At 52.2% G+C, this 20765-nt stretch carries 20 protein-coding genes and 1 pseudogene; 20 read left to right on the top strand and 1 reads right to left on the bottom strand.

Annotation, left to right across the window (positions count from 1 at the left end; translation table 11 throughout):
* Window positions 1-135: 135 nt before the first annotated feature.
* The 5 genes and pseudogenes from PHH49_06075 to PHH49_06055 all read left to right on the top strand — a co-directional run bounded on the left by PHH49_06075 (window position 136) and on the right by PHH49_06055 (window position 3347).
* Window positions 136-309 (top strand): annotated as a pseudogene (locus tag PHH49_06075) (nitroreductase family protein).
* 45 nt (window positions 310-354) lie between these two features.
* Complete coding sequence (locus PHH49_06070; protein ID MDD5488508.1) at window positions 355-672, top strand: nitroreductase family protein; 318 nt, start codon at window positions 355-357, stop codon at window positions 670-672.
* 115 nt (window positions 673-787) lie between these two features.
* Complete coding sequence (locus PHH49_06065; protein ID MDD5488507.1) at window positions 788-1807, top strand: SDR family oxidoreductase; 1020 nt, start codon at window positions 788-790, stop codon at window positions 1805-1807.
* A gap of 191 nt (window positions 1808-1998) precedes the next feature.
* Entirely contained in the window at window positions 1999-2946 is a 948-nt protein-coding gene (locus PHH49_06060; protein MDD5488506.1) for a cation transporter, read from the top strand.
* Window positions 2928-3347, top strand: coding sequence for a hypothetical protein (locus PHH49_06055; protein MDD5488505.1), 420 nt, complete (start codon window positions 2928-2930; stop codon window positions 3345-3347). The genes PHH49_06060 and PHH49_06055 overlap by 19 nt, the downstream gene beginning before the upstream one ends.
* Window positions 3348-3457: 110 nt before the next feature.
* Here PHH49_06055 and PHH49_06050 read toward each other — a convergent pair whose 3' ends face one another.
* Window positions 3458-3943: a transposase gene (locus PHH49_06050; protein ID MDD5488504.1), complete on the bottom strand. Its 486-nt coding sequence runs from the start codon at window positions 3941-3943 to the stop codon at window positions 3458-3460.
* Window positions 3944-4194: 251 nt separating this feature from the next.
* Here PHH49_06050 and PHH49_06045 point away from each other — a divergent pair, with 251 nt between their 5' ends.
* The 15 genes from PHH49_06045 to PHH49_05975 all read left to right on the top strand — a co-directional run bounded on the left by PHH49_06045 (window position 4195) and on the right by PHH49_05975 (window position 20639).
* Entirely contained in the window at window positions 4195-4746 is a 552-nt protein-coding gene (locus PHH49_06045; protein MDD5488503.1) for a lipid-binding SYLF domain-containing protein, read from the top strand.
* 104 nt (window positions 4747-4850) lie between these two features.
* A complete protein-coding gene (locus PHH49_06040) occupies window positions 4851-5954 on the top strand; it encodes a choloylglycine hydrolase family protein (GenBank protein ID MDD5488502.1) in 1104 nt (367 codons plus the stop codon).
* Between the two features lie 179 nt (window positions 5955-6133).
* Window positions 6134-7708, top strand: a complete 1575-nt coding sequence (locus PHH49_06035; protein MDD5488501.1) for a SpoIIE family protein phosphatase — start codon at window positions 6134-6136, stop codon at window positions 7706-7708.
* Window positions 7709-7800: 92 nt separating this feature from the next.
* Window positions 7801-9531, top strand: a complete 1731-nt coding sequence (locus tag PHH49_06030) for a thiamine pyrophosphate-dependent enzyme (protein ID MDD5488500.1) — start codon at window positions 7801-7803, stop codon at window positions 9529-9531.
* 12 nt (window positions 9532-9543) lie between these two features.
* Window positions 9544-10044, top strand: a complete 501-nt coding sequence (locus tag PHH49_06025; GenBank protein MDD5488499.1) for a 2-oxoacid:acceptor oxidoreductase family protein — start codon at window positions 9544-9546, stop codon at window positions 10042-10044.
* The gene (locus PHH49_06020; GenBank protein MDD5488498.1) at window positions 10034-11335 is read left to right on the top strand and encodes a phenylacetate--CoA ligase; all 1302 of its coding nucleotides are present in this window, start codon (window positions 10034-10036) and stop codon (window positions 11333-11335) included. The genes PHH49_06025 and PHH49_06020 overlap by 11 nt, the downstream gene beginning before the upstream one ends.
* Window positions 11336-11344: 9 nt before the next feature.
* Window positions 11345-11776 (top strand): hypothetical protein, encoded by a 432-nt coding sequence (locus PHH49_06015; protein ID MDD5488497.1) that lies wholly within the window; start codon window positions 11345-11347, stop codon window positions 11774-11776.
* A gap of 21 nt (window positions 11777-11797) precedes the next feature.
* Window positions 11798-12205 carry a hotdog fold thioesterase gene (locus tag PHH49_06010; GenBank protein MDD5488496.1) on the top strand — a complete coding sequence of 136 codons (408 nt, stop codon included), beginning with the start codon at window positions 11798-11800 and terminating at the stop codon, window positions 12203-12205.
* Window positions 12206-12239: 34 nt separating this feature from the next.
* Window positions 12240-13103: a proline iminopeptidase-family hydrolase gene (locus PHH49_06005; GenBank protein ID MDD5488495.1), complete on the top strand. Its 864-nt coding sequence runs from the start codon at window positions 12240-12242 to the stop codon at window positions 13101-13103.
* Window positions 13104-13121: 18 nt separating this feature from the next.
* Window positions 13122-14039: a bile acid:sodium symporter family protein gene (locus PHH49_06000; GenBank protein MDD5488494.1), complete on the top strand. Its 918-nt coding sequence runs from the start codon at window positions 13122-13124 to the stop codon at window positions 14037-14039.
* A 28-nt stretch (window positions 14040-14067) separates the two neighbouring features.
* Window positions 14068-15153 (top strand): beta-galactosidase, encoded by a 1086-nt coding sequence (locus PHH49_05995; GenBank protein MDD5488493.1) that lies wholly within the window; start codon window positions 14068-14070, stop codon window positions 15151-15153.
* Window positions 15154-15445: 292 nt separating this feature from the next.
* Window positions 15446-18667, top strand: coding sequence for a carbamoyl-phosphate synthase large subunit (gene carB, locus PHH49_05990; GenBank protein MDD5488492.1), 3222 nt, complete (start codon window positions 15446-15448; stop codon window positions 18665-18667).
* Window positions 18668-18868: 201 nt separating this feature from the next.
* Complete coding sequence (locus tag PHH49_05985; protein MDD5488491.1) at window positions 18869-19813, top strand: cation diffusion facilitator family transporter; 945 nt, start codon at window positions 18869-18871, stop codon at window positions 19811-19813.
* A gap of 33 nt (window positions 19814-19846) precedes the next feature.
* Window positions 19847-20194, top strand: a complete 348-nt coding sequence (locus PHH49_05980) for a sulfite exporter TauE/SafE family protein (GenBank protein MDD5488490.1) — start codon at window positions 19847-19849, stop codon at window positions 20192-20194.
* Window positions 20195-20270: 76 nt separating this feature from the next.
* Complete coding sequence (locus PHH49_05975; GenBank protein ID MDD5488489.1) at window positions 20271-20639, top strand: response regulator; 369 nt, start codon at window positions 20271-20273, stop codon at window positions 20637-20639.
* Window positions 20640-20765: the final 126 nt, after the last annotated feature.

Here is a 20765-nt window from a genome sequence, read left to right as displayed (position 1 = left end):
GGAAACACGCGTCGCCATAATAAGTCTTTTAACCCTGATGTTCAGAGGATATAATATAAATTAATGTGGGCCTCGTCAGATACATTTTTATGGCTTGGTGCCGGACCCGAAAGATAATAAAGTGGAGAGTATGAAATGAGTTTTCTTGAACTAGCGAAGGAACGGTGTACAACAAGAGGTTTTTTGGAAAAGAGTATTCCTAAAAATGACCTCGACCATATCCTGGCTGCCGGCAGGTTAGCGCCAAGCGCTTGTAATAAACAGCCGCAGCGAATAATCGTTGTTCAAAAAAAGGGAAACTTAGAGAAAATACAAAAAGCGTATAAGACATTTGGTTCTCAGTGCGTCCTGATCGTGTGCCAGGACAGGACGGATCCCTTAATACGACCTTTTGACGGAAAGTGTTCCGGTGACCTGGATATAGGCATCGTTTGTGACCATATGATGCTGGCCGCGAGAGAATTGAATATCGGAAGTGTGATGGTCGGGTTATTTGATCCCGATATCATACGAAAAGGATTTAATATACCGACATACATAGAGCCGACAGCGTTACTTATTCTGGGTTATCCCCGTGACGGGTTCTTGAGCCCGGACAGGCATAAGACTGAAAGAAAACCGATCGAAAAGACCGTAATGTATGAAGTATATGATGACAGTAAGACTAAGTAGTAACAGGGGCAACTGTTCGATCGATCCGGGGACAGGTGTAGGGGTAGAATTGTGACAGTTGTAAGATCGTGCCGGTACCCGTTCCGAGAGATCCAAAACAAAAAAGGAAATCATTATGATCAGAAAAAAGATAGTCAAAGATAAGACGAAATTTAACACTGGCCTTAAGAGTGATAAAGGCCATACGTTATCTCATTTTTCAACCATCTTATTTGGCATGCTGTTATTCGCAAACTGTGCCGCGAATAACAGCATGTCTCAAGGATCCGGGGATATAAGTATTCCGGATAGCACCCAGTCCCAACTGGGTGATGGATCATGGATAGGTGATAACCCCAAAGTTATCATTATTACAGGGACCGCATCGGGTTTTGGAAAGGCAGCAGCCGAAAAACTCATAGCCAAAGGACATGTTGTTTACGGCGGGGATATTAATGAGGAAGGCAATAAATATCTGGATAAGATCGGTGGGACCGCTCTTGTGATGGATGTCAGGAAAGATGATCAAGTTCGGGCAGGCATTAAAAGAATTCTGGAAGAACAGGGAAGGATCGATGTCCTGATCAATAATGCCGGATACGGGGAATACGCGACGATTGAGAATATCGACATTGAAGACCTTAAAAATCAATTTGATGTTAATGTTTTTGGATACGCGCGTCTGCAGCAAGAAGTGTTGCCGGTCATGCGTAAACAGCGTTCAGGGCGGATCATCGTCGTATCTTCCGGCCTCGGAAAATTCTCTATGCCGGTATTGGGATGGTATGCCGCCTCAAAACATGCGGTCGAAGGTATGGCTGACGCGTTGCGGCTGGAAATAAAACGATTTAACATTGATGTCGTCAAGATCCAGCCGGGAGCTGCCAATACTAATTTTGTTCAAACGGCTTACGCAAGGCTCGATCGATCCAATATCCCGGAAGACTATATGCAAATGGTTGTAGATTTCAGGGTTGATTTGGACGCTCTGATGGCAAGGGTGGGAGGGGCGGAGGAAACAGCAGACGCTATTGTCGAAGCTGTTGAAACAGCTCAACCGGAGATCACTTACGTTACGATGGATGACAACAAATATTTGATCGAAAAAAGAAACAATATGACCGAGAAAGAATTCTATAACATGCTGTCACAATAGTTTTTGGTTTGGATCCGTTGTAAAAACCGTTTTTCCGGAAGTTCACGAGATCGCTCTTGGGCCTGTTCCACTCAGTCCTACGAGCGTTTTTTTTCGAAATACTGGCACGCTACCTTGCTTTGGGGTAAGCTTACTAAAAAGAAGTAATGACCGGGATTTATCATATACCCGATCCAAAAAAGGAAAATTGAGTGAACACGAACCGTGAACAGGATGTATTAACGTTCTCCGCCTGCGGGGCGCTGTTCTTCGCGCTTCTTGCCCTGATATGGGGCGTGTTGGCTAAGTCCCAGATGATAATGTTCGACGGGGTTTATTCGTTCATTAGCCTCGTTATGACCGGGATGTATTTTTACGCCGCCAAAAGTATCGCCGCGGGCAGGGACGAGAACTTCCCGTTCGGTAAATCGCAGCTTGAGCCCATGGTGATAGTGGTACAATCGGTGATACTGCTCGTTATATGCACCAGGGCGTTCACCAGCGCCACCGTTTCGCTGTTCTCAAGCGGCCAGGAGACCAATAGCCTGTCCGGTATGGCATACGCTTTCATCGGAGTGGTAGGGTGTTTTGCCTGTTGGTCATATATCGCTCGTACCGGGAGGATGAAAGCTCCCGGTTCGGAACTCCTCAAGACCCAGGCCTCGCAATGGCGCATGGACACGTTACTCAGTTTCGCGGTGCTCGTGGGGTTCTTCATCGGGTACCTTATACAGCGCGCCGGATACGGGCACTACTCGCCGTACGTTGACCCCCTCATGGTGATGATAGCGGTACTTTTCTTCGTAAGGGAGCCTTTGGTCTCGCTTATCCGGGGAATAAGGGGGATGCTCATCATGGCGCCCGAGAAGGAGATATACGGTCTTTCGAAAAAAGCGGTGCTTGAGATAGCCCGGAAAGCCGGGTTTGATGACGCTGTAGTACGCCTGGCCCGGTCCGGGCGCGAGCTTATTTACGAAGTGTACTTTGTCGCCAAAGATCCGGAAAGTTCTTACTCGGTAGGCAGGATGGACGATATCCGTAACGAGGTCGCTTCACGCCTTCATGAAATATTCGATAATCCGTTATGGCTGAACGTGTCTTTCGCGCATTACAGAAGTTCAACTTATATAAAGGGGGAGGAATGGACGGTTCCAGGATAAAGGCCCTGGTCACCCTGGGCGCGGTGATCGTGGGATGTGTTCTTGTAGGTTTATGGCTTATTTTCCCTCTTTCTTCCTCCGGGGGAGGTGGAGGGTCAGTTACGTCCAAAGAGATGTTCCTGATGAAGGTGGAGACGGAACTTGATAACATGAGGATGCTCCTGGCGCTCAGGACCAACATGGGGTTCATAGAGGCCCAGGACCCGGCGGAACGTATCCGTGACCTCTGTTCCAACATGAACAGGGAAGGATACGAGAAATGGAGCGCAATAGTGGATGACATGAATGCCTGGTATACGCGCCTCGTGATAGAAGGGAACGCTTCGGTTGATGAAGTGCTGGGAGAACTTTACGCTAAATACCCTTTCCTGGAATTGGAAGGCGTGGAAGTACAGAAATGAACATCCGGCAGTTTGTACCTGGTACAAGGTCTCCTTTAACCTGTCCCCCGAAAGAGCTTGTAACGAGTACAATATTCACAAAACAAAACTCATTTTGGTGCGAGGGGTGTCTATATGCTTGGTTTCATTCCATCCAGGATATTCATGTCGCCGAATGTGCAACGCTCTTTGTAGCTGCTCCAATGATATTCATGCAGATTATTCGATAAGTTGCTGCGGATCGGGTTAGCCTCTATATATGAGGCGCATTGTAAGAGATAATCACCCTTTAATATGGGTTTACTCCTGAAGCGCCCCTGCCAAAGATGCCCATATTTTCCGTATTTGACGTTGAAATAAGTACTATATCCTCGGTTTAGCCAGTGCATGAATTTGGATATTTTATAAGGTTCAGGTGGCTCGACCAGCAGGTGTACATGGTTAGGCATAAGACAGTAAGCATAGACGGATATCCTGTATTTGCGTTTTGCTCTTAATAAAAGCTCCAGATAGGTTGAACGGTCATCACTACTCATAAATACCTTGTTCTTCTGTGTGCCCCTGGCCATGATATGATAGCAGACATTGTCTATGTATATTCTTGGGATGCGTGGCATAAGTACCTCCTTTTATATAATAAGACAGTAGAAACCGGATTTTTACTGCAATTATTTTTTGTTGAGGGACAACTAAAGCGGGAGTTGGGGACACTTTGAGCAGTGGTTTGTACCCGGTACAAGCATCCACGCATCATCTTTTTTATTGGTATTGTAAAATGGAAATACGGGGCGTATAATGCTGTAGGTAACTATAAGACCGGGAAGAGGTTGGGAAGCTCAAAAGAGGGATAAACAAGGGAGGTATTAGGATGAAAGTGGCGAAGATAGCGAAAATAGCATTATGTGTAGTGATGGCATTGGCGTTCTCGATGGGAACACCCGCGTATGCCGTTACCGCGGCGGATATCGACGCCGGGGTCAAGATATCCCTGGATAAGCTTGAGAAGATAGACGGTGGCGATACGGTGATAAACGGCGCCAAGGGTATGCTCGTGTTCCCGAGCGTGTTCAAGGCGGCTATAGGTTTCGGCGGTGAGTACGGCGAAGGCGCGCTTATCGAGGCGGGGCAGACGGACGGTTATTACAGCACGGCGGCGGCTTCGTTCGGCCTGCAGCTCGGCGGCCAGAAAAAGACCATCATAATCGCGTTCATGACCGATGACGCCCTGAATAATTTCAAGAAAAGCGAAGGATGGAAGATAGGCGCGGACGCGTCGGTCGCGGTGATAGCGATAGGCGCGGGCACCCAGATCAGCAGCGCGATATCCAACAAACCTATTGTCGCGTTCGTGTTCGATGAAAAAGGCCTTATGTACGACCTCAGCATCAACGGCGCGAAGGTCACGAAGATCACAAGATAGCGGTGGGAGAACTGGAAGAAGGACCATATTGAGAGGGACAGGCCCGGCAGAGATGTTACTTTGCGGGACCTGTCCCTTGACTTTTAGCGGGAATAGGAGAGTCTATGAAAAGACATATGTGTTCTGTGGTGCTGGCGCTGGTCGCGTATATATGCTCTTTTATCGGGCCTGTCACGGCGTATGCCTGTACCGGTATACTGGGCCGTGCGGAAGACGGGAGCTGCGTATTCGCGCGTACACTTGAGTTTGGTACGGATTTTGTCTCTTACGACCTTATTATCGTGCCGAGGGAGTACGCGTATCGTGGCCAGACGCCTTCGGGAGAGCCTGGCCTGGCCTGGAAGACGGAATACGCGCATGTCGGGTTCAACCCGTTCGGGCAGCCGCTTGTCGGGGACGGGATCAATGAGAAAGGACTGGCCTGCGGCGCTTTCTTTTTTCCTGGATACGCGGGATACCAGGATGTTCAGGAAGAGGACCTTTCGGAGGCCATATCGTGCCTGGACCTGGTGTCGTGGATACTTGGGACATGCGCGAACGTAGCCGATGTTCGTGAGCGTCTTCCCGGGATAAAAGTAACCGGGGTCAAGATACCCGAGTGGGGTTTTGTGCCTCCGCTGCATTACATGGTGGCTGATAGTACGGGTGACGCGGCTATCATTGAGTATGTCGGCGGACAGCTCAATATACACGATAACGAAGTGAACGTAATAACGAACTCACCCGACTATGTGTGGCATACGACGAACCTGAGGAATTACATAGGGCTGAGGCCGGGCAACGACCCTTCCGTAAAGATAAACACTTTGGAGTTGGAACAGTTCGGGCAGGGTACCGGAGCGATAGGCCTTCCCGGGGATTTTTCTTCCCCGTCACGTTTTGTGCGGGCTGTGTTCTTTACAAGTACCGCATGCCCGGGGAAGGATGCCGACGAGGAAGTTGGGAACGCTTTCCGCATACTGAACCAGTTCGATATACCGAAAGGTTCCGTGAGGGGGGAAGAGGCGGGTAAAAAGATGTACGATACCACCCAGTGGACCAGCGCGGCGGACCTTTCCGGCCTCAGGTATTTCTACCATACCTACAACGACCGAAGTGTACGCGTGGTGGACATGAAGGAACTGGACCTGAACGCTAAGGACATAAAGACCATCAAGGACGTGCAGGAACCCGGTTCCGCCAGGGACGTTTCCCACAAGTTCAAATAAGCGCGCGCCAGGTGGAAATGATATCATAAGGCGACATGTCTTTCGCGCTGATGTTCTATCGCGATACATGAAAGCGACAGCAAGGCGCCGCATACCGCCGGCATGTTGGCCGGCACTAAAAGGCCCAGATACATTTTAACCCTTGAGCCTGTAACGTTTTAACGGTAGAATGAGCGGATATGAATCCAATCCATAATTTTTTCGGCAAGTTCAGGATGAAGATCATGCTTGCTTTTGTTTCCGCCATGACCGTGGTCTGTCTCGCGTCGGGTTTCGTTATCTATCGTTACGCTTCCGGGTCCATGATAGAAGGTTTAAGGACTAACCTGATGGATATAGCGGAGCTCGCCGCGCTTACGGTCGACGCGGATACGGTCATGTCCATCCCGCTCGATCCCGGATCTGAGAACAGTTCTGTTTATAAAGAGCTGGAAAAGGGCCTCAATTCAATACAGCAGGTAACGCCATCCATCAAATATATCTACATATTCAGGAAAGACCCATCCAGGCCCGGCTGGCTGCGGTTCGTGGTCGATATCGATACCGCGAAAGGCGCGGCCCGGCCCGGAGATGGATATGACGCGTCGAACATCCCCGAACTCCTGAACGGGTTCACGGAGCCTTCCGCCGATAAGGCGATAAGCGGCGACAAATGGGGCATGTTCCTTTCGGGATACGCGCCTATTTTAGATAGCGCGGGAAGGTCCGTGGCGGTGCTCGGTGTGGATATGACGGCTGAGGACGTCTATAAGATACAGGATTACATAAAAAGATACCTGCTATTGACCCTTGTTTTCGGAGTGGTGCTTTCCCTGTTATTGGCCGTTCTCGTGAGTGGGGGCGTCGCGGGAAAGGTCAGGGAACTTAAGGAGGGGTTCCGTCGGGTATCTTCAGGAGAGCTTGACCACACTGTTAAGGTGAAGGGGCGCGATGAACTGTCGGACCTCGCGGAGTACTTCAACAAGATGTCGGTCGATCTGGCGGCGTATATCGAAAAACTCAAGAAGACCACGGCGGATAAAGAACGGTTGTTAAGTGAACTTAACATAGCGAAGAACATACAGCAGAATTTTCTTCCTGATCCCGCTCCGGCCGTGCCGGGAGTGGATGTTTTCGCCATGACCATCCCGGCCAGGGTGGTAGGTGGTGATTTCTACGATTTCGTGCCGATAAGCGGGAACAAATGGGGTATCGTCATAGCGGATGTATCCGGCAAAGGCGTTCCCGCGGCGCTTTTCGTGGCTCTTTCCCTGGCGTTCATCAGGTCGAACGTGTCCTTGTTCGACGCCCCGGACCTTATGATAAAGAACGCTAATTCCAGGTTGATAGAACTGCCAAGGAGCAATATGTTCGAGACTATCTTTTACGGGGTCCTTGATGCAGGCAGCAGGACGTTGAACTACGTGAACGCCGGGCATAATCCTCCCGTTATAATAAGCGCTGACGGCGGGGGAACGGTACTATTGGAATCCCAGACGTGTCCTATGGGCCTGGACCCGGAAATGACCGTGGATAGCGAGGTCCGGCACATGAAAAAAGGGGATATCATCGCTTTTTATACCGACGGCGTGACGGAAGCCATGAACCAGGATAGGGAGGAATACGGATTGGAAAGGCTGGAACAGACGCTGAAAAAACATACCGCGCTCAGCGCTAAGGATATAATCCAGAGGGTCGAAGCGGATATAACTGATTTCGCGCGCGGCGCGCCGCAGCACGACGACATGACGATGATCGTGGTAAAGATGAACTGACCCGGCCCGGGAAAATTTTTAGTTGTCTAGCCGGGGCATATCACTATAATGATAAATACCGGAACGTGGACCAATGTTAACCGATGGATAATATGCCTAACGAACAGGAAGAAGTTTTTTTATCAGGTAACGAAGCGGTGGCCTGGGGGGCCTGGGCGGCGGGTATCTCGTTCGCTTCCGCCTACCCCGGTACGCCTTCGACCGAGATATTAGAGACCCTGGGGACATTTAAGGACCTGGAGGCGCAATGGGCGGTCAATGAAAAGGTCGCCTATGAAGCGGCTTTCGGGGCAAGCCTGGCGGGGCGTCGCGCGTTAACGGCATGTAAACATGTCGGTTTGAACGTGGCCATGGACCCTTTGATGACGACTGCGTATAGCGGCGTTAACGGGGGGCTGGTCGTCGTGGTCGCGGATGATCCCGGCATGCATTCCTCCCAGAACGAACAGGATACGCGCCGTGTGGCTCCTTACGCGAAGGTGCCGCTATTGGAACCATCCAGCCCGTCCGAAGCGTATTCATTCATACAGCAGGCGTTCGATATCAGCGAAGAGTTCGACGTCCCGGTCATGTTGCGCCTGACGACACGTATATCACATACAAAAGAATCTTTCAGGACATCCTCGAACCGTGAACCCGCGCGCCGGGAGCTGCGTAAGGATCCAAGGAAATACGTCATGATACCGGCACACGCGCGGCCAAGGCATACTGATCTGGAGAAGCGGTTGTCGGCGTTACGCGCTCTTTCCGAGAGGACATCGCTCAACAGGATGGAACTGAACGACCGCAAGATAGGTTTTATCACCAGCGGGGTATCGGCGCTCTACGCGAAAGAAGTATATCCCGACGCGTCATTCCTGACGTTGGGCATGACGTTCCCGTTCCCGGTTGACCTGGCCAGGGCTTTCGCGCGGGAAGTGGAGACGCTTTATGTAATTGAGGAATTGGAACCTTTTCTTGAGGAAAAGCTCAGGCAGGAAAGTATCAGCGTTACAGGGAAAAAACCGTCATGGGTATGCGGGGAATTAAGCCCGGCCGCGGTCAGGGATATCGTAGAAGGCAGGGACAGGCCGCCTTCTGCGGGGAGGGCCCGCCGACCGTTATTATGCCCGGGATGCCCCCATCGCCCGGCGTTCTATTCCCTGAAGAAGTCGGGTGTTTACGTGACCGGGGATATAGGGTGTTATACCTTGGGCGCGCTGGAACCTTTAGCCGCGCTCCATACCCAGACCTGCATGGGCGCCAGCATTCCGTTCTTTGAGGGCGCGGGTAAGATGCAGGACGGGCAAAAGGTGGTCGCCGTTATCGGCGATTCCACGTTCATACATACGGGTGTCAGCGGGCTGATAAGCGCCGCGTACAATGGAGCCAAAGGTGTTGTCATCATCATGGACAATTCGATCACGGCGATGACCGGCGGGCAGCAGAACCCCGCGACTGGCGTGACCCTGCAGGGGAAAGAGACGAAGAGACTATCCCTTGAAAAGCTTTGCGCCGCGGCCGGGGCCGACCAGGTCGACGTGATAGACCCATTTGATATCGACGGGTTCAGGCGCCTTCTGGAGCTCAGGCTTGGGCAGGACAGCCTTTCGGTGATCATCACGCGTTCTCCCTGTAAGATGATAGACCGTTCGCGCGGGCCTGCCGCCGCGATCGACCCGGAGAAATGCAGAAAATGCCGTCAATGCCTGTTGTTGGATTGCCCCGCGATAATAGAAGGTGATGACGGGGGTATAAGCGTGAACAGTTCCCTGTGTGTGGGATGCGGATTGTGCCGGAAGGTGTGCAAGTTCGGGGCGATCTCTCCTGCCGGAGGGGAATAAGGATAGAGGACCATGGGAACGGAAAGGAAAACGGTTAACGTGTTGTTCTATGGCATAGGAGGACAAGGTGTCCTTACCGCCGCGGAGGTGTGCGCGTTAGCTGCTATGCTGGACGGGTACCATGTAAAAAAATCCGAGGTCAAAGGCATGGCCCAGCGCGGCGGATCGGTGGAGTCCTATGTGCGTTTCGGCAGCAGGGTGTATTCGCCGTTGCCTCTTCCTGGCGAAAGTGATGTCATCGTGTGCCTGCATGAGGAAGAATACGCGAGGATGAAGGACCAGTTAAAACCGCAAGGCGTGGACCTTTTTCCGTACCTGGCAGAAGCGGCCGAAGCCGTTGGGGACAAAAAACTGTTCCTTAATACCTATATGCTCGGGGTCTTGTCGTCCTTCCTGGATATCAAGGAGTCCAGCTGGCTGGAGGCCCTGGCACGGAAATTCAAGAAAGAGCGGGAACAGAACCGCATGTTCTTCTTAAAGGGGAGGGCGAAAAGGACCGGCCATGATATATAGCGAACAAGTCGAATGTCTTGGGGCGGGGGAACTTAAGGAGCTCCAAAGCGAACGGTTGAGGTCTTTTATCGAGAGGGTCCACGGGCAGTCGCCTTTTTACCGGGGAAAGATGGATGGGGCCGGGGTGTCCCCCGGGGACATCCGCTCTATCGACGATATCGTCAAATTGCCGTTCACGGTGAAAGAGGACCTGCGGGACCATTACCCGTTCGGGCTTTTTTCGGGGCCGCTCGCGGATATCCAGGAGATACATGTTTCAAGCGGGACCACCGGCAACCCTACTGTAGTGGGTTACTCGCGGCAGGATATAGAACTGTGGTCGGACGTGATAGCGCGGTCCTTATGTTGCGCCGGGGCGGTACCCGGGGACATGATACAGATAGCGTACGGGTACGGTCTTTTCACGGGGGGATTAGGGCTGCATTACGGGAGCCTGAAACTCGGGCTTACTGTGATACCCTGTTCTTCCGGGCAGACCAAGCGTCAGCTGAAGATATTGAGGGATTTCAAACCCAGGATACTGGCCTGCACGCCTTCTTACGCTTTGTACATGGCCGAAACGGCCAGGGAGCTTGGCCTTTCGACCAGGGACAGCAGCTGGGAGATAGGGATATTCGGCGCTGAACCGTGGAGCGAGGCGATGCGCAAGGAAATAGAGCGAGTTTGGGATATCCGGGCGATAGATATCTATGGTCTGTCGGAGATAATCGGCCCGGGGGTGGCGTGTGAATGCCATTGTAAAAAAGGCCTGCACGTGCCGTCGGATGTTTTTTATCCCGAGGTCGTGGACCCCAAGACCCTTGAGCCCCTTCCACCACGATGCCCGGGAGAGCTTGTCGTGACCCCGATCACGAAGGTCGGGATGCCGCTTATCCGGTATCGAACGCGTGATATCGTTACCATAGACCATGTGCCGTGCGGTTGCGGACGTACGTCGCCGCGGATAAGCAAAGTGCTGGGAAGGACCGATGACATGATCATCGTACGCGGCATTAACGTTTTCCCCTCGCAGGTCGAGGAGGTCCTCCTGACCGTTGAAGGTACCCAGCCGCATTACCAGCTTATCATCGATCGTGAAAAGAACGGGATGGACCGGTTAGAGGTATTGGTAGAGGTGGAGGAAGCGTTCTTTTCCGATGAGGTGAAACAACTCCAGAATTTCGAGCATCGTATCGCCAGGGAAATAGAAACGACCCTGGGCGTTAACGTAAAGGTCCATCTTGTGGAGCCCCGGACGATAGAGAGAAGTGAGGGGAAAACCAAGCGCGTTATAGACAAAAGGGCTATTTAAGGGGGACAAATGAAGATCACCCAGATATCGGTGTTTTTAGAGAACAGGAAAGGCCGTCTTTATGGCGCTATCCGTGTGATCGGCAGTGCCGGTATAGACATAAAGGCGCTGACCATAGCAGAGAACGAGGATTTCGGCATCTTACGTATGGTCGTGAACAGACCCGACGAGGCTGTTAACGCGTTGAAACAGGAAGGGTTCATCGCGTCGATCACGGATATTGTCGCTGTCGAAGTGGATGACCGACCCGGCGGATTGGCGAATATCCTGAAAGTGTTGGATGACCAGGACGTTAATCTGGAATACATGTACGCGTTCGTCGAAAAAAGCGCTGATAAGGCGATAATGGTGTTCCGTTTCGAGGATCCCGACAAGGCGCTCGGTATCTTGACGAATAACGGCATACGTGTTCTGGGAAGGAAAGAGATACGAGGTCTGTGACCCGGAGATAGGAGGACGACAATGCCCGCAGATAATTCCGCGTTGAGGGACAAGTTCGCCGAACATCTGGCCATTGAGGTAATTTCAGTTCGTGAAGGTTACGCGAAGGTCCGGCTTAAGGTCCGTCCGCATCATTTGAACGGAGCGGAGATGGCCCACGGAGGGTTGATATTCTCCCTGTCGGATTACGCTTTTGCCCTGGCGGCCAATGCCGGTGAAGATTCCGGGCTGGCGATAAGTTCCAATATCCATTTTATCAAGGCGGCGCGACTGGATGATGAATTATACGCTGAGGCCGAGCTGGTATCCCGCAGCCGCCGGCTTGGTACATACAGGATGAACGTGGTCGATAAGGATGGCGTTCTCATGGCCACGTCCCAGTCCATGGCGTATTTCAAGCAAGGCCCGGCCGCCCGGGACGTTCATTAAGGGAGACCGTTCATCCGGGGAAAGCGAGTGACCCATGCGAGACGGATATATCGAGACAAGGAATGGCAGGATCTGGTACTCTGTCTACGGGGAGGGCACCAGGGGAACTCCTTTACTTGTTCTGCATGGAGGCCCGGGATTCCTGAGCATGCCCGAGGTCGTCAGCGAACTTTCTGACACGCGCCCGGTGTATTTTTATGACCAACTGGGGTGCGGCCGGAGCGGCAGGGCTACTGACAGGTCCTTCTATTCCGTCGAGCATTACGTGGACGAACTCGCGCAGATACGCGAATTTCTCAAGCTTGGAGAGGTGTATCTCATGGGCTTTTCCTGGGGGACGATGCTCGCGTGTTCGTATATGCTGGAGAAGAAGCCAGAAGGAGTAAAGGGGCTCATACTGTGCGGGCCCTATCTCAGCTCACCCCGCTGGCATGACGACCAGAGGGCGTATATCGAACAGATGCCGCCCGACATGAAAAGCGCCATAAAGGACGCGGAACGCGCCGGGGATTACGGGAAGAGGTACCAGGACGCCGTAATGAGCTATTACCACCGGCATGTCTGCCGGCTCGACCCATGGCCCGAATACCTCCAGGAAGCGTTATCGGAACTTAACATGGATGTCTATCTTACCATGTGGGGACCCAGTGAATTTACCATAAACGGGGCACTCAAGGACCGTGACCTTATGGGCCGTCTTAACGAGATAAAAGCGCCTGTACTTCTTGTTTCAGGCGAGCATGACGAGGCCGCGGCAGGGACTGTCGCGGAATACCGCGAGGCTTTTCCCGACTCCGACATGATCGTTATCCCGGACGCTTCGCACCTGCACCACCTGGAAAAGCCGGAATTGTTCTTAAAGACCGTGAGGGATTTTCTGGAAAGAACTGGCCGTTAGCGGCGGGGGATATCTGTTATGGGTGGGTTCCTGAGGATATACACGAAATACATGGCGGTATGGGTAGCCATATGCGGCCTGGCGGCGTATCTCTATCCCGGCCCTTTTGTGGCTATGCGCGGATGGATGGACGTGTTCTTCGCGATGACGATGTCGGGTATAGGCTGCGTGCTTGACATGGATGACTTCAAGAAGATCGCCAAAACCCCGCAGGTCGTGGCCATAGGCTCGGTCATGCAGTTCACCCTGATGCCCCTTGGCGCGTTCTTCATATCGAAGATCCTGGGCCTTCCGCCGGAGATATCGCTCGGGCTTATATTGACGGGTGCCGCGCCGGGCGCCATGGCAAGTAACGTGATGAGCTACGTGGCTAAGGCCGATGTGGCGTATTCTGTTAGTTTGACGACCGTTTCCACTTTGCTGACGCCAGTAATGACGCCGCTACTCACGTATCTTCTCGCGCATTCCATGTTCAGGGTGGATTTTTGGGGGATGTTCGCGAGCATTATCAAGATGGTCATCGCGCCGCTTGCGCTCGGCCTTTTCCTGAAATACAGGTTCACCGGCGTCATAAAGAGAATAGAGCCGGTGTTCCCGGCGATATCCGTTACTTTCATCATATTCATTTGCTCACTGGTCATCGCGCTTAACAAGGAATTCCTTGTCATGCTCACGGGGGCCGTCATGGCCGGCGTGTTGCTTCTTAACCTTTGGGGTATGTCTTCCGGCTATGCTATAGCGAAAGCGTTCAAGATGAGCGTACCTCGCAGGAGAACGCTCGCGATAGAGATAGGCATGCAGAACGCGGGACTCGGCACGGTGCTCGCGCTCAAACATTTCGATGAACGTACGGCAATACCAGCGGCGTGTTTCGTTTTCGTATGCATCTTCACTGCCGCCGTCCTGGCCGAGATATGGGGCAGGGCCCGGGTGTGAACGGGTCTATAATGAAGCGGGGGTTGACATGAAAATATGGACTGGATCATTAGTGGTCCTTCTTGTCCTGACGGGTCCTTTACAGTGCCAAGCCGGGGCGGTCCGGGTGGGGACCACGTTCAGCCAGGTGCAGTGTGAATATCTTGAGCTTGATTGGAAGAAGATATACCGAAAGACCCTGAACATGGGGTTCGACGTCGTACGTTTAGGGGCGTATTGGAACAGGATAGAGAAGAAAGAAGGCGAATTCGATTTCAGGGAACTGGACCGGCAGATGGAGCTCGCGGAAGAGTGTGGCCAAAAAATCATGCTGGTCGTGGGGATGAAGGCTCCAAGGTGGCCGGAATATTTTTTGCCGGTGTGGCTCTGGGAAAAAGTACACGTGAGGAACGGTTCTGACATAAGTGCTGACCCGAACGTCAGGGAACGGGTCCCGATATTCATAGAAAAGGTGATAACCCGGTATTCGGGTAGTAATAATATCATCGCCTGGCAGGTGGAGAACGAGCCGTTCAACCGGTCGGGCCCCAATGAGTGGTGGATATCCGAAGAATTCCTGAAGAAAGAGATGGAGTTAGTAAGAGATCTGGACCCGCTTAAGCGGCCAATAGTGCTAAATGTCCTGTCCTTCCCGAACAAGCTCCTTGGTTTTTTATCCCGGCTGATGTATAAAAAGAACCCGATCCTGGCCACCATAGACCTGGCGCAGATACCGGCCGTCAACGTGTACCCGGTCATCGGGCATAAGATATGGGGCGCCGGGATATGTTTCAGGTCGGAGCCGACAGAGCGCATATCGTACCTGAAAGGGCTGGTATCTTACGCCGAAAAGCGGAATAAGGTCCTATGGGTGACCGAACTTCAGGCGGAACCCTGGGAGCCAGGGCATCTTGTCTATAAAGGCGAACGGGCGATAACATGTTTGCCCGGAAGCTTCATGGGGACATTTGAGGAGCTCAGGTCGGCGGAGATCGACGCTATATTCCTATGGGGAGTGGAATACTGGTTCTTCAGGAAGGAACAATACGGGGACGACAGCTGGGTCGACGTCGCGTGTGATATCCTGGAAAAAGAAAGGCCAGACAGGCCTGACGCGAGGGGAATATTGATATGACGCATGCCGGCCGGGTATAACGCGGCCGGGGACAGGTCGCCTTACCAGTTCGATCCCCGTGCCCGGCCTGGTCTTCCCACATAACGCCTGTGAACGATATTTAAGCAACAATTGCTTGAAACAAGTCAATAAATGCTATAAAATACCGCTAGTCGCCATCCTATGTGGGGCCGGCGGGTACATAAAATTTATAGCATAATGGCGAAGAACTTAAACATATCTATTACCTGAACTTGGGCGGCCTACCGATCGGTGGTGCCGCCCTTTTTTCAACGAAGAAAAGGAGAAACCCATGCCAATAAGGAAAGATATCCATAAGGTATTGATAATAGGCTCCGGGCCTATAATCATAGGACAAGCCTGTGAGTTCGATTACTCCGGCACGCAGGCATGTAAAGCCCTCAGGGAAGAAGGCTATGAGGTCGTCCTGGTCAACTCCAATCCGGCCACGATAATGACCGATCCGGGTATGGCGGACAGGACCTATATCGAGCCGCTTACCGTGGAAAGCATAGAAAAGATAATACAGATAGAAAGACCGGACGCGCTCCTGCCGAATCTCGGCGGGCAGACGGGACTTAACCTGTCATCCAGTTTATACAAGAACGGTGTGCTCAAGAAATACGGGGTCGAGATGATAGGAGTGAAAGAAGACGCCATAATGCGCGGCGAGGACAGGCAGGCGTTCAAGGATACGATGTCGAGCCTCGGCCTTGAGGTACCCAGGTCCAAGACTTGTACAACGCTGGAAGAGGCGGAAAAAATAGCCGAAGAATTGAGGTATCCCGTGGTAGTGAGGCCGGCCTATACCATGGGCGGGACGGGAGGCGGTATCGTATATAACGTGGAAGAGCTCAGGATACAGGTGGCGCGTGGCCTCAATGCCAGTCTTGTCCGACAGGTCCTCATAGAGGAATGTGTGCTGGGCTGGGAGGAGCTGGAGCTGGAGGTCGTAAGGGACGAGAAAGATGTTAAGATAACGGTATGCTTTATAGAGAATGTCGATCCCATGGGTGTGCATACGGGGGACAGTTTTTGTGTCGCGCCTATGTTGACGGTCCCAAAGAAGCTGCAGGAAAAACTCCAGGAAGCTTCATACCGGATAGTCAACGCGATAGGGGTCATAGGGGGGACGAACATACAGTTCGCCCATAATCCAGAGAATGACAGGCTTGTGGTCATAGAGATCAATCCGCGGACATCAAGGTCGTCCGCCCTGGCGTCAAAGGCCACGGGGTTCCCTATAGCGCGTATATCGACAAAACTGGCGGCCGGGCTTACTATGAGCGAGATGCCGTACTGGAAGGAAGGTACGCTGGATAAATATGCGCCCAGCGGGGAATATGTGGTGGTTAAGTTCGCGAGATGGGCCTTTGAAAAGTTCTCGCAGGCTAAGGATGTCCTTGGGACCCAGATGAAAGCGGTAGGCGAGGTCATGAGCATAGCGAAGAATTTCAAGGAGACCTTGCAGAAATCCATAAGGTCCCTCGAGATAGGAAGGTACGGTCTTGGAGGCGCGAAGAATTTCGGTACGCTTTCACCGGAGCAGCTCAAGGAACGATTGGCGATACCATCCAGTGAAAGGATATTCCTGATGTACGAAGCCATGAGAAAAGGTGTTACCGTGGACGAGCTTTATAAATTGACAAAAATAGGGAAATGGTTCATAAACGAGATGAAGGAACTTGTGGAGTTCGAAGTGTCCATATCAAAACGTCCCTGGCAGGATATTTCGGACGGGGAGCTTATAAAGGCCAAGGAATACGGGTTCGCCGACAGATACCTGGCGGGCTTGTTCAAGGTCCCCGAAAAAGAAGTGAGGGAAAGAAGGATCTCCCTTGGCAAGATAGCCAGGTTCGAGCCGGTCCCGGTAAGCGGGGTGGAGAACGCCGCCTATTATTATTCCACGTATTGCGCCAGCGAGGATAAAGTACCGGTGTCGTCCGGCAGGAAGATAATGATACTTGGAGGAGGCCCCAACCGTATCGGCCAGGGGATCGAGTTCGATTATACATGTGTTCACGCGGCGTTCGCCCTCAGGGATGCCGGGTATGAGACCATAATGGTCAATTGCAACCCGGAGACCGTTTCAACGGATTACGACACGTCAGACAAATTATATTTCGAACCATTGACGCTGGAAGATGTGCTCGCCATATACGAGAAGGAAAGGCCGGAAGGTGTGATCGTGCAGTTCGGGGGGCAGACGCCACTTAATATAGCCCAGGAACTTAAGGACGCGGGGGTGAATATCCTCGGGACCACGCCGGAAAGCATTCGTTTCGCCGAGGACAGGGAACACTTCAGGGAGAAAATGATAAAGCTGGGGATACCCCAGCCGGAAAGCGGGATAGCGCGGTCCCTCGAAGAAGCGCTCTCTATCTCGGAACGTATAGGTTATCCACTTATGGTCAGGCCTTCTTTTGTCCTCGGCGGAAGAGGTATGGAGATCATATATGACGAGGCTATGTTGAGGAAGTACGCTATTGAGGCTATACAGGTCAGCCCGGAGTATCCCATGCTTATCGATAAGTTCCTGGAAAGGGCCCTTGAAACGGAGGTCGACGCCCTGTGTGACGGCAAGGACACTTTCGTCGCCGGGGTGATGGAACACATTGAACACGCTGGCATACATTCCGGCGATTCAGCCTGTACGTTGCCGTCCAAGACCATAAGCGAGGAACACCTGAGGACGATAGCGGATCATACAGCCAAGATAGCCAAGGAGCTCAAAGTGGTGGGACTTATGAACATACAGTACGCCATAGCCGGGGGAAAGGTTTACATACTCGAAGCCAATCCTCGGGCTTCGAGGACGGTGCCGCTCGTGTCCAAAGTGTGTGGTATCTCCATAGCGCGTATAGCTACCATGCTGATGCTGGGAAAGAAACTCTCGGATTTCCCCGAGCTCAAGACCATAGACGTGCCGTATTACGGTGTAAAGGAGGCGGTGTTCCCGTTCAATATGTTCCCGGAGGTCGACCCCGTACTAGGCCCGGAAATGAGGGCTACGGGCGAGGTCATGGGGATAGCGGACACTTTCGGGGCGGCTTTTTACAAGGCCCAGGAAGCCGCCGGTACCAGGCTCCCGCTTGAAGGCAACGTGCTCCTTACGGTGTCGGATAAAGATAAACCGGATATCCTGATATTGGCGAAAGAACTGATATCGCTCGGGTTCTCCATATCGGCGACGGAAAACACCGGAAAATTCCTTAAGAAGAACGGGATACCGGCGACCATTATCAAGAAACTTCATGAGGGCCGGCCCAATATCCTGGACAGTATAAAGAACGGAGAGGTGAAGCTTGTCATAAACACCCCGATAGGGAAGTACGGCCAGCATGACGACAGTTATATACGCAAAGAAGCCATACAACGTAAGGTGCCGTATGTGACGACAATAGCCGCCGCTTCCGCCAGCGTGGAGGGCATAAGGGCGATGAAGGGTCGTGAGATGTCCCCGAAGGCCTTGCAGAGCTATCATGAGGAACTTGGTGGTGTCCTGAAAAGATAATTCCAGGGCGGTATATGGCGGTCGTATATATGAAGAGGCAGGGTTTCGGCGGATATTCGTGTGAACCCTGCCTTTTTATGTTCATTTCCCGCGGCCCGAACTATTAGACGCAGCTATTTCCCTTCGGAATAATATTTTAATGAAATTAAACGCGAAAAAGGTTTATAATAAAACAGTTGAGATCATTCCGGGACCCGGCATATGAGGACAAGACGTAAATACATGATGAGGGCTGCGAGGGTCAGCCTGTTTTTTAACGTAGTGCTTTTCGCGGTAAAGCTCGTGGCGCTGGTCGTGGTGCATTCCCTGGCCATAGCGACGGATTTCGCTATTACCGTTGTCGGGCTTATAGTGTCGGTCATATTGTATAAATCCCTTAAGCTTTCCACCAAGGACGCCGATCTGTTCCATAATTACGGTTACGGTAAGGTCGAGCATGTGTGCGAGGCTATGGAAGGTATTATCCTTGTCGGTATAGCCGGGATAATGTCGTTCCAGGCTTTTTCCGCGTTCTTCCGGCCCGGGCATATCGAACTGCCATGGGTCGGGTTGTTGACGAGCGCGATAGGACTTTCCCTCAATTTCATAGGGGCATTCTTCATATTTAAGTACGCCGAGAAGAGTATGTCACCAGCGGTAAAGGCCGAAGGCACGCATTACCTGCTGGAAGGTTTCATATCCGCGTCCATAGCGGGCGCTTTTCTCGCCGCTATACTTTTGAAGAGGACGAGCCTGGTATTGGTGGTGCCGTACATCGACCCGGCGATAACGCTGGTGATAAGTATAGCCGTTTCGGTGCCGTCCGCGCGCCTGGCGAAGAAGGCGTTCATCAACCTGCTCGACGCGTCCATTGAGGAACCAAGTAAGATGGAAACGGTAGTGAGGCTTGCCCGTAACGCCGAGCATTTCTGCAATTTCAGGGATCTCCGGACAAGGACCGCGGGCCACAAAAAATTCATCGAGATGAAACTTATTATGCCGAAGGAGATGCCATTCGCGCGCGCGCACGAAATAACCCGTGTCATAGAGGAAGACATAGCCGAAGGTATCTCCGGGAGCGAGGTATCGATCAAGGCGGTGCCGTGTTCCATGGATTGCGGCATAATCGCGGATGGCGGACAATGCCCGTATATAGGTACGGCGTAACGGGGGACAGGTCCTAAAAAACAGGGGGTATGGATGTTTCTGGTCGTTGTGGGACTTTTGGCGGGTGTGGTGAGCGGACTCATCGGTATAGGCGGCGGCATAATAGTCGTGCCTGCCCTTATATACATATTCGGGTACAACCAGCATATGGCGCAGGGGACGACGCTCGCGATGCTGGTGCCACCCATAGGGATACTCGCGGCCTGGACGTATTACAGGAACGGGCACGTCAATATCATCGCTGCCGTTCTTCTGTGCCTGGGGTTCGTTATCGGAGGGCTTTTGGGGGCTAAGCTGGCGGGGTCCATACCGGCTGACGCCTTACGAAAGCTCTTCGGGGCATGCCTGATGATGGTGTCTATATATATGATAGTGAAGTAGGTGGGGGAAGCCTTATGGTAGCCGATAACATCATTCAGAGATATCAATTAACGCCTATATGTTACGGAAGGGAATAATGGCCCGCAAAATACTGATAATCGATGATGACGCGGATTTCGTCGGGACGCTCTCGAAAAGGCTTTTGGCGAACAAGTATGACGTTACGGTCGCTTTCGACGCCGTACAGGGGCTCGCCAAGGCCCATAAAGAGAAGCCTGACCTTATCCTCCTTGATATCAGCATGCCTGCCGGTGGCGGAGAAAGTTTTTTCAGGAACATCAAGCAGTCGGTCAATACCGCTACCATACCGGTGATACTCCTTACGGCCCATAATGATAGTATGCTTAGGGCGAAATTCATGCAGCAGGGCGCGCACGCGTTCATCACTAAACCATATGAGCCCCAAGAGCTTATGTCCGAGATAAAAAAAGCCCTAGGGGACTAAAACCTGTTCGCGAAAGAACATCCTTTAATAATACCGTGTTTTACACTATAATACACAGCTACATGTCACCGGGTCCGGGGAAAGTTTTTCCGTATCGCTGTAATGAGAACGCCAGTTGAAAAGGGA

This window comes from Candidatus Omnitrophota bacterium (genome assembly GCA_028715965.1).
GTDB lineage: Bacteria > Omnitrophota > Gorgyraeia > Tantalellales > Tantalellaceae > JAQUQS01.
Note: the sequence above shows the minus strand (reverse complement) of the source record. Positions and strands in the feature narration are given on the sequence as shown.

What these genes read in the sequence shown, in the direction of transcription:
- PHH49_06055 (MDD5488505.1), top strand. Translation starts at nt 2,928, where the DNA reads ATGGACGGTTCCAGGATAAAGGCCCTGGTCACCCTGGGCGCGGTGATC.
- PHH49_06005 (MDD5488495.1), top strand. Translation starts at nt 12,240, where the DNA reads ATGCGAGACGGATATATCGAGACAAGGAATGGCAGGATCTGGTACTCT.
- PHH49_06025 (MDD5488499.1), top strand. Translation starts at nt 9,544, where the DNA reads ATGGGAACGGAAAGGAAAACGGTTAACGTGTTGTTCTATGGCATAGGA.
- PHH49_05995 (MDD5488493.1), top strand. Translation starts at nt 14,068, where the DNA reads ATGAAAATATGGACTGGATCATTAGTGGTCCTTCTTGTCCTGACGGGT.
- PHH49_05975 (MDD5488489.1), top strand. Translation starts at nt 20,271, where the DNA reads ATGGCCCGCAAAATACTGATAATCGATGATGACGCGGATTTCGTCGGG.
- PHH49_06010 (MDD5488496.1), top strand. Translation starts at nt 11,798, where the DNA reads ATGCCCGCAGATAATTCCGCGTTGAGGGACAAGTTCGCCGAACATCTG.
- PHH49_05980 (MDD5488490.1), top strand. Translation starts at nt 19,847, where the DNA reads ATGTTTCTGGTCGTTGTGGGACTTTTGGCGGGTGTGGTGAGCGGACTC.
- PHH49_06020 (MDD5488498.1), top strand. Translation starts at nt 10,034, where the DNA reads ATGATATATAGCGAACAAGTCGAATGTCTTGGGGCGGGGGAACTTAAG.
- carB (MDD5488492.1), top strand. Translation starts at nt 15,446, where the DNA reads ATGCCAATAAGGAAAGATATCCATAAGGTATTGATAATAGGCTCCGGG.
- PHH49_06045 (MDD5488503.1), top strand. Translation starts at nt 4,195, where the DNA reads ATGAAAGTGGCGAAGATAGCGAAAATAGCATTATGTGTAGTGATGGCA.
- PHH49_06050 (MDD5488504.1), bottom strand. Translation starts at nt 3,943, where the DNA reads ATGCCACGCATCCCAAGAATATACATAGACAATGTCTGCTATCATATC.
- PHH49_05985 (MDD5488491.1), top strand. Translation starts at nt 18,869, where the DNA reads ATGAGGACAAGACGTAAATACATGATGAGGGCTGCGAGGGTCAGCCTG.
- PHH49_06000 (MDD5488494.1), top strand. Translation starts at nt 13,122, where the DNA reads ATGGGTGGGTTCCTGAGGATATACACGAAATACATGGCGGTATGGGTA.
- PHH49_06065 (MDD5488507.1), top strand. Translation starts at nt 788, where the DNA reads ATGATCAGAAAAAAGATAGTCAAAGATAAGACGAAATTTAACACTGGC.
- PHH49_06030 (MDD5488500.1), top strand. Translation starts at nt 7,801, where the DNA reads ATGCCTAACGAACAGGAAGAAGTTTTTTTATCAGGTAACGAAGCGGTG.
- PHH49_06015 (MDD5488497.1), top strand. Translation starts at nt 11,345, where the DNA reads ATGAAGATCACCCAGATATCGGTGTTTTTAGAGAACAGGAAAGGCCGT.
- PHH49_06035 (MDD5488501.1), top strand. Translation starts at nt 6,134, where the DNA reads ATGAATCCAATCCATAATTTTTTCGGCAAGTTCAGGATGAAGATCATG.
- PHH49_06040 (MDD5488502.1), top strand. Translation starts at nt 4,851, where the DNA reads ATGAAAAGACATATGTGTTCTGTGGTGCTGGCGCTGGTCGCGTATATA.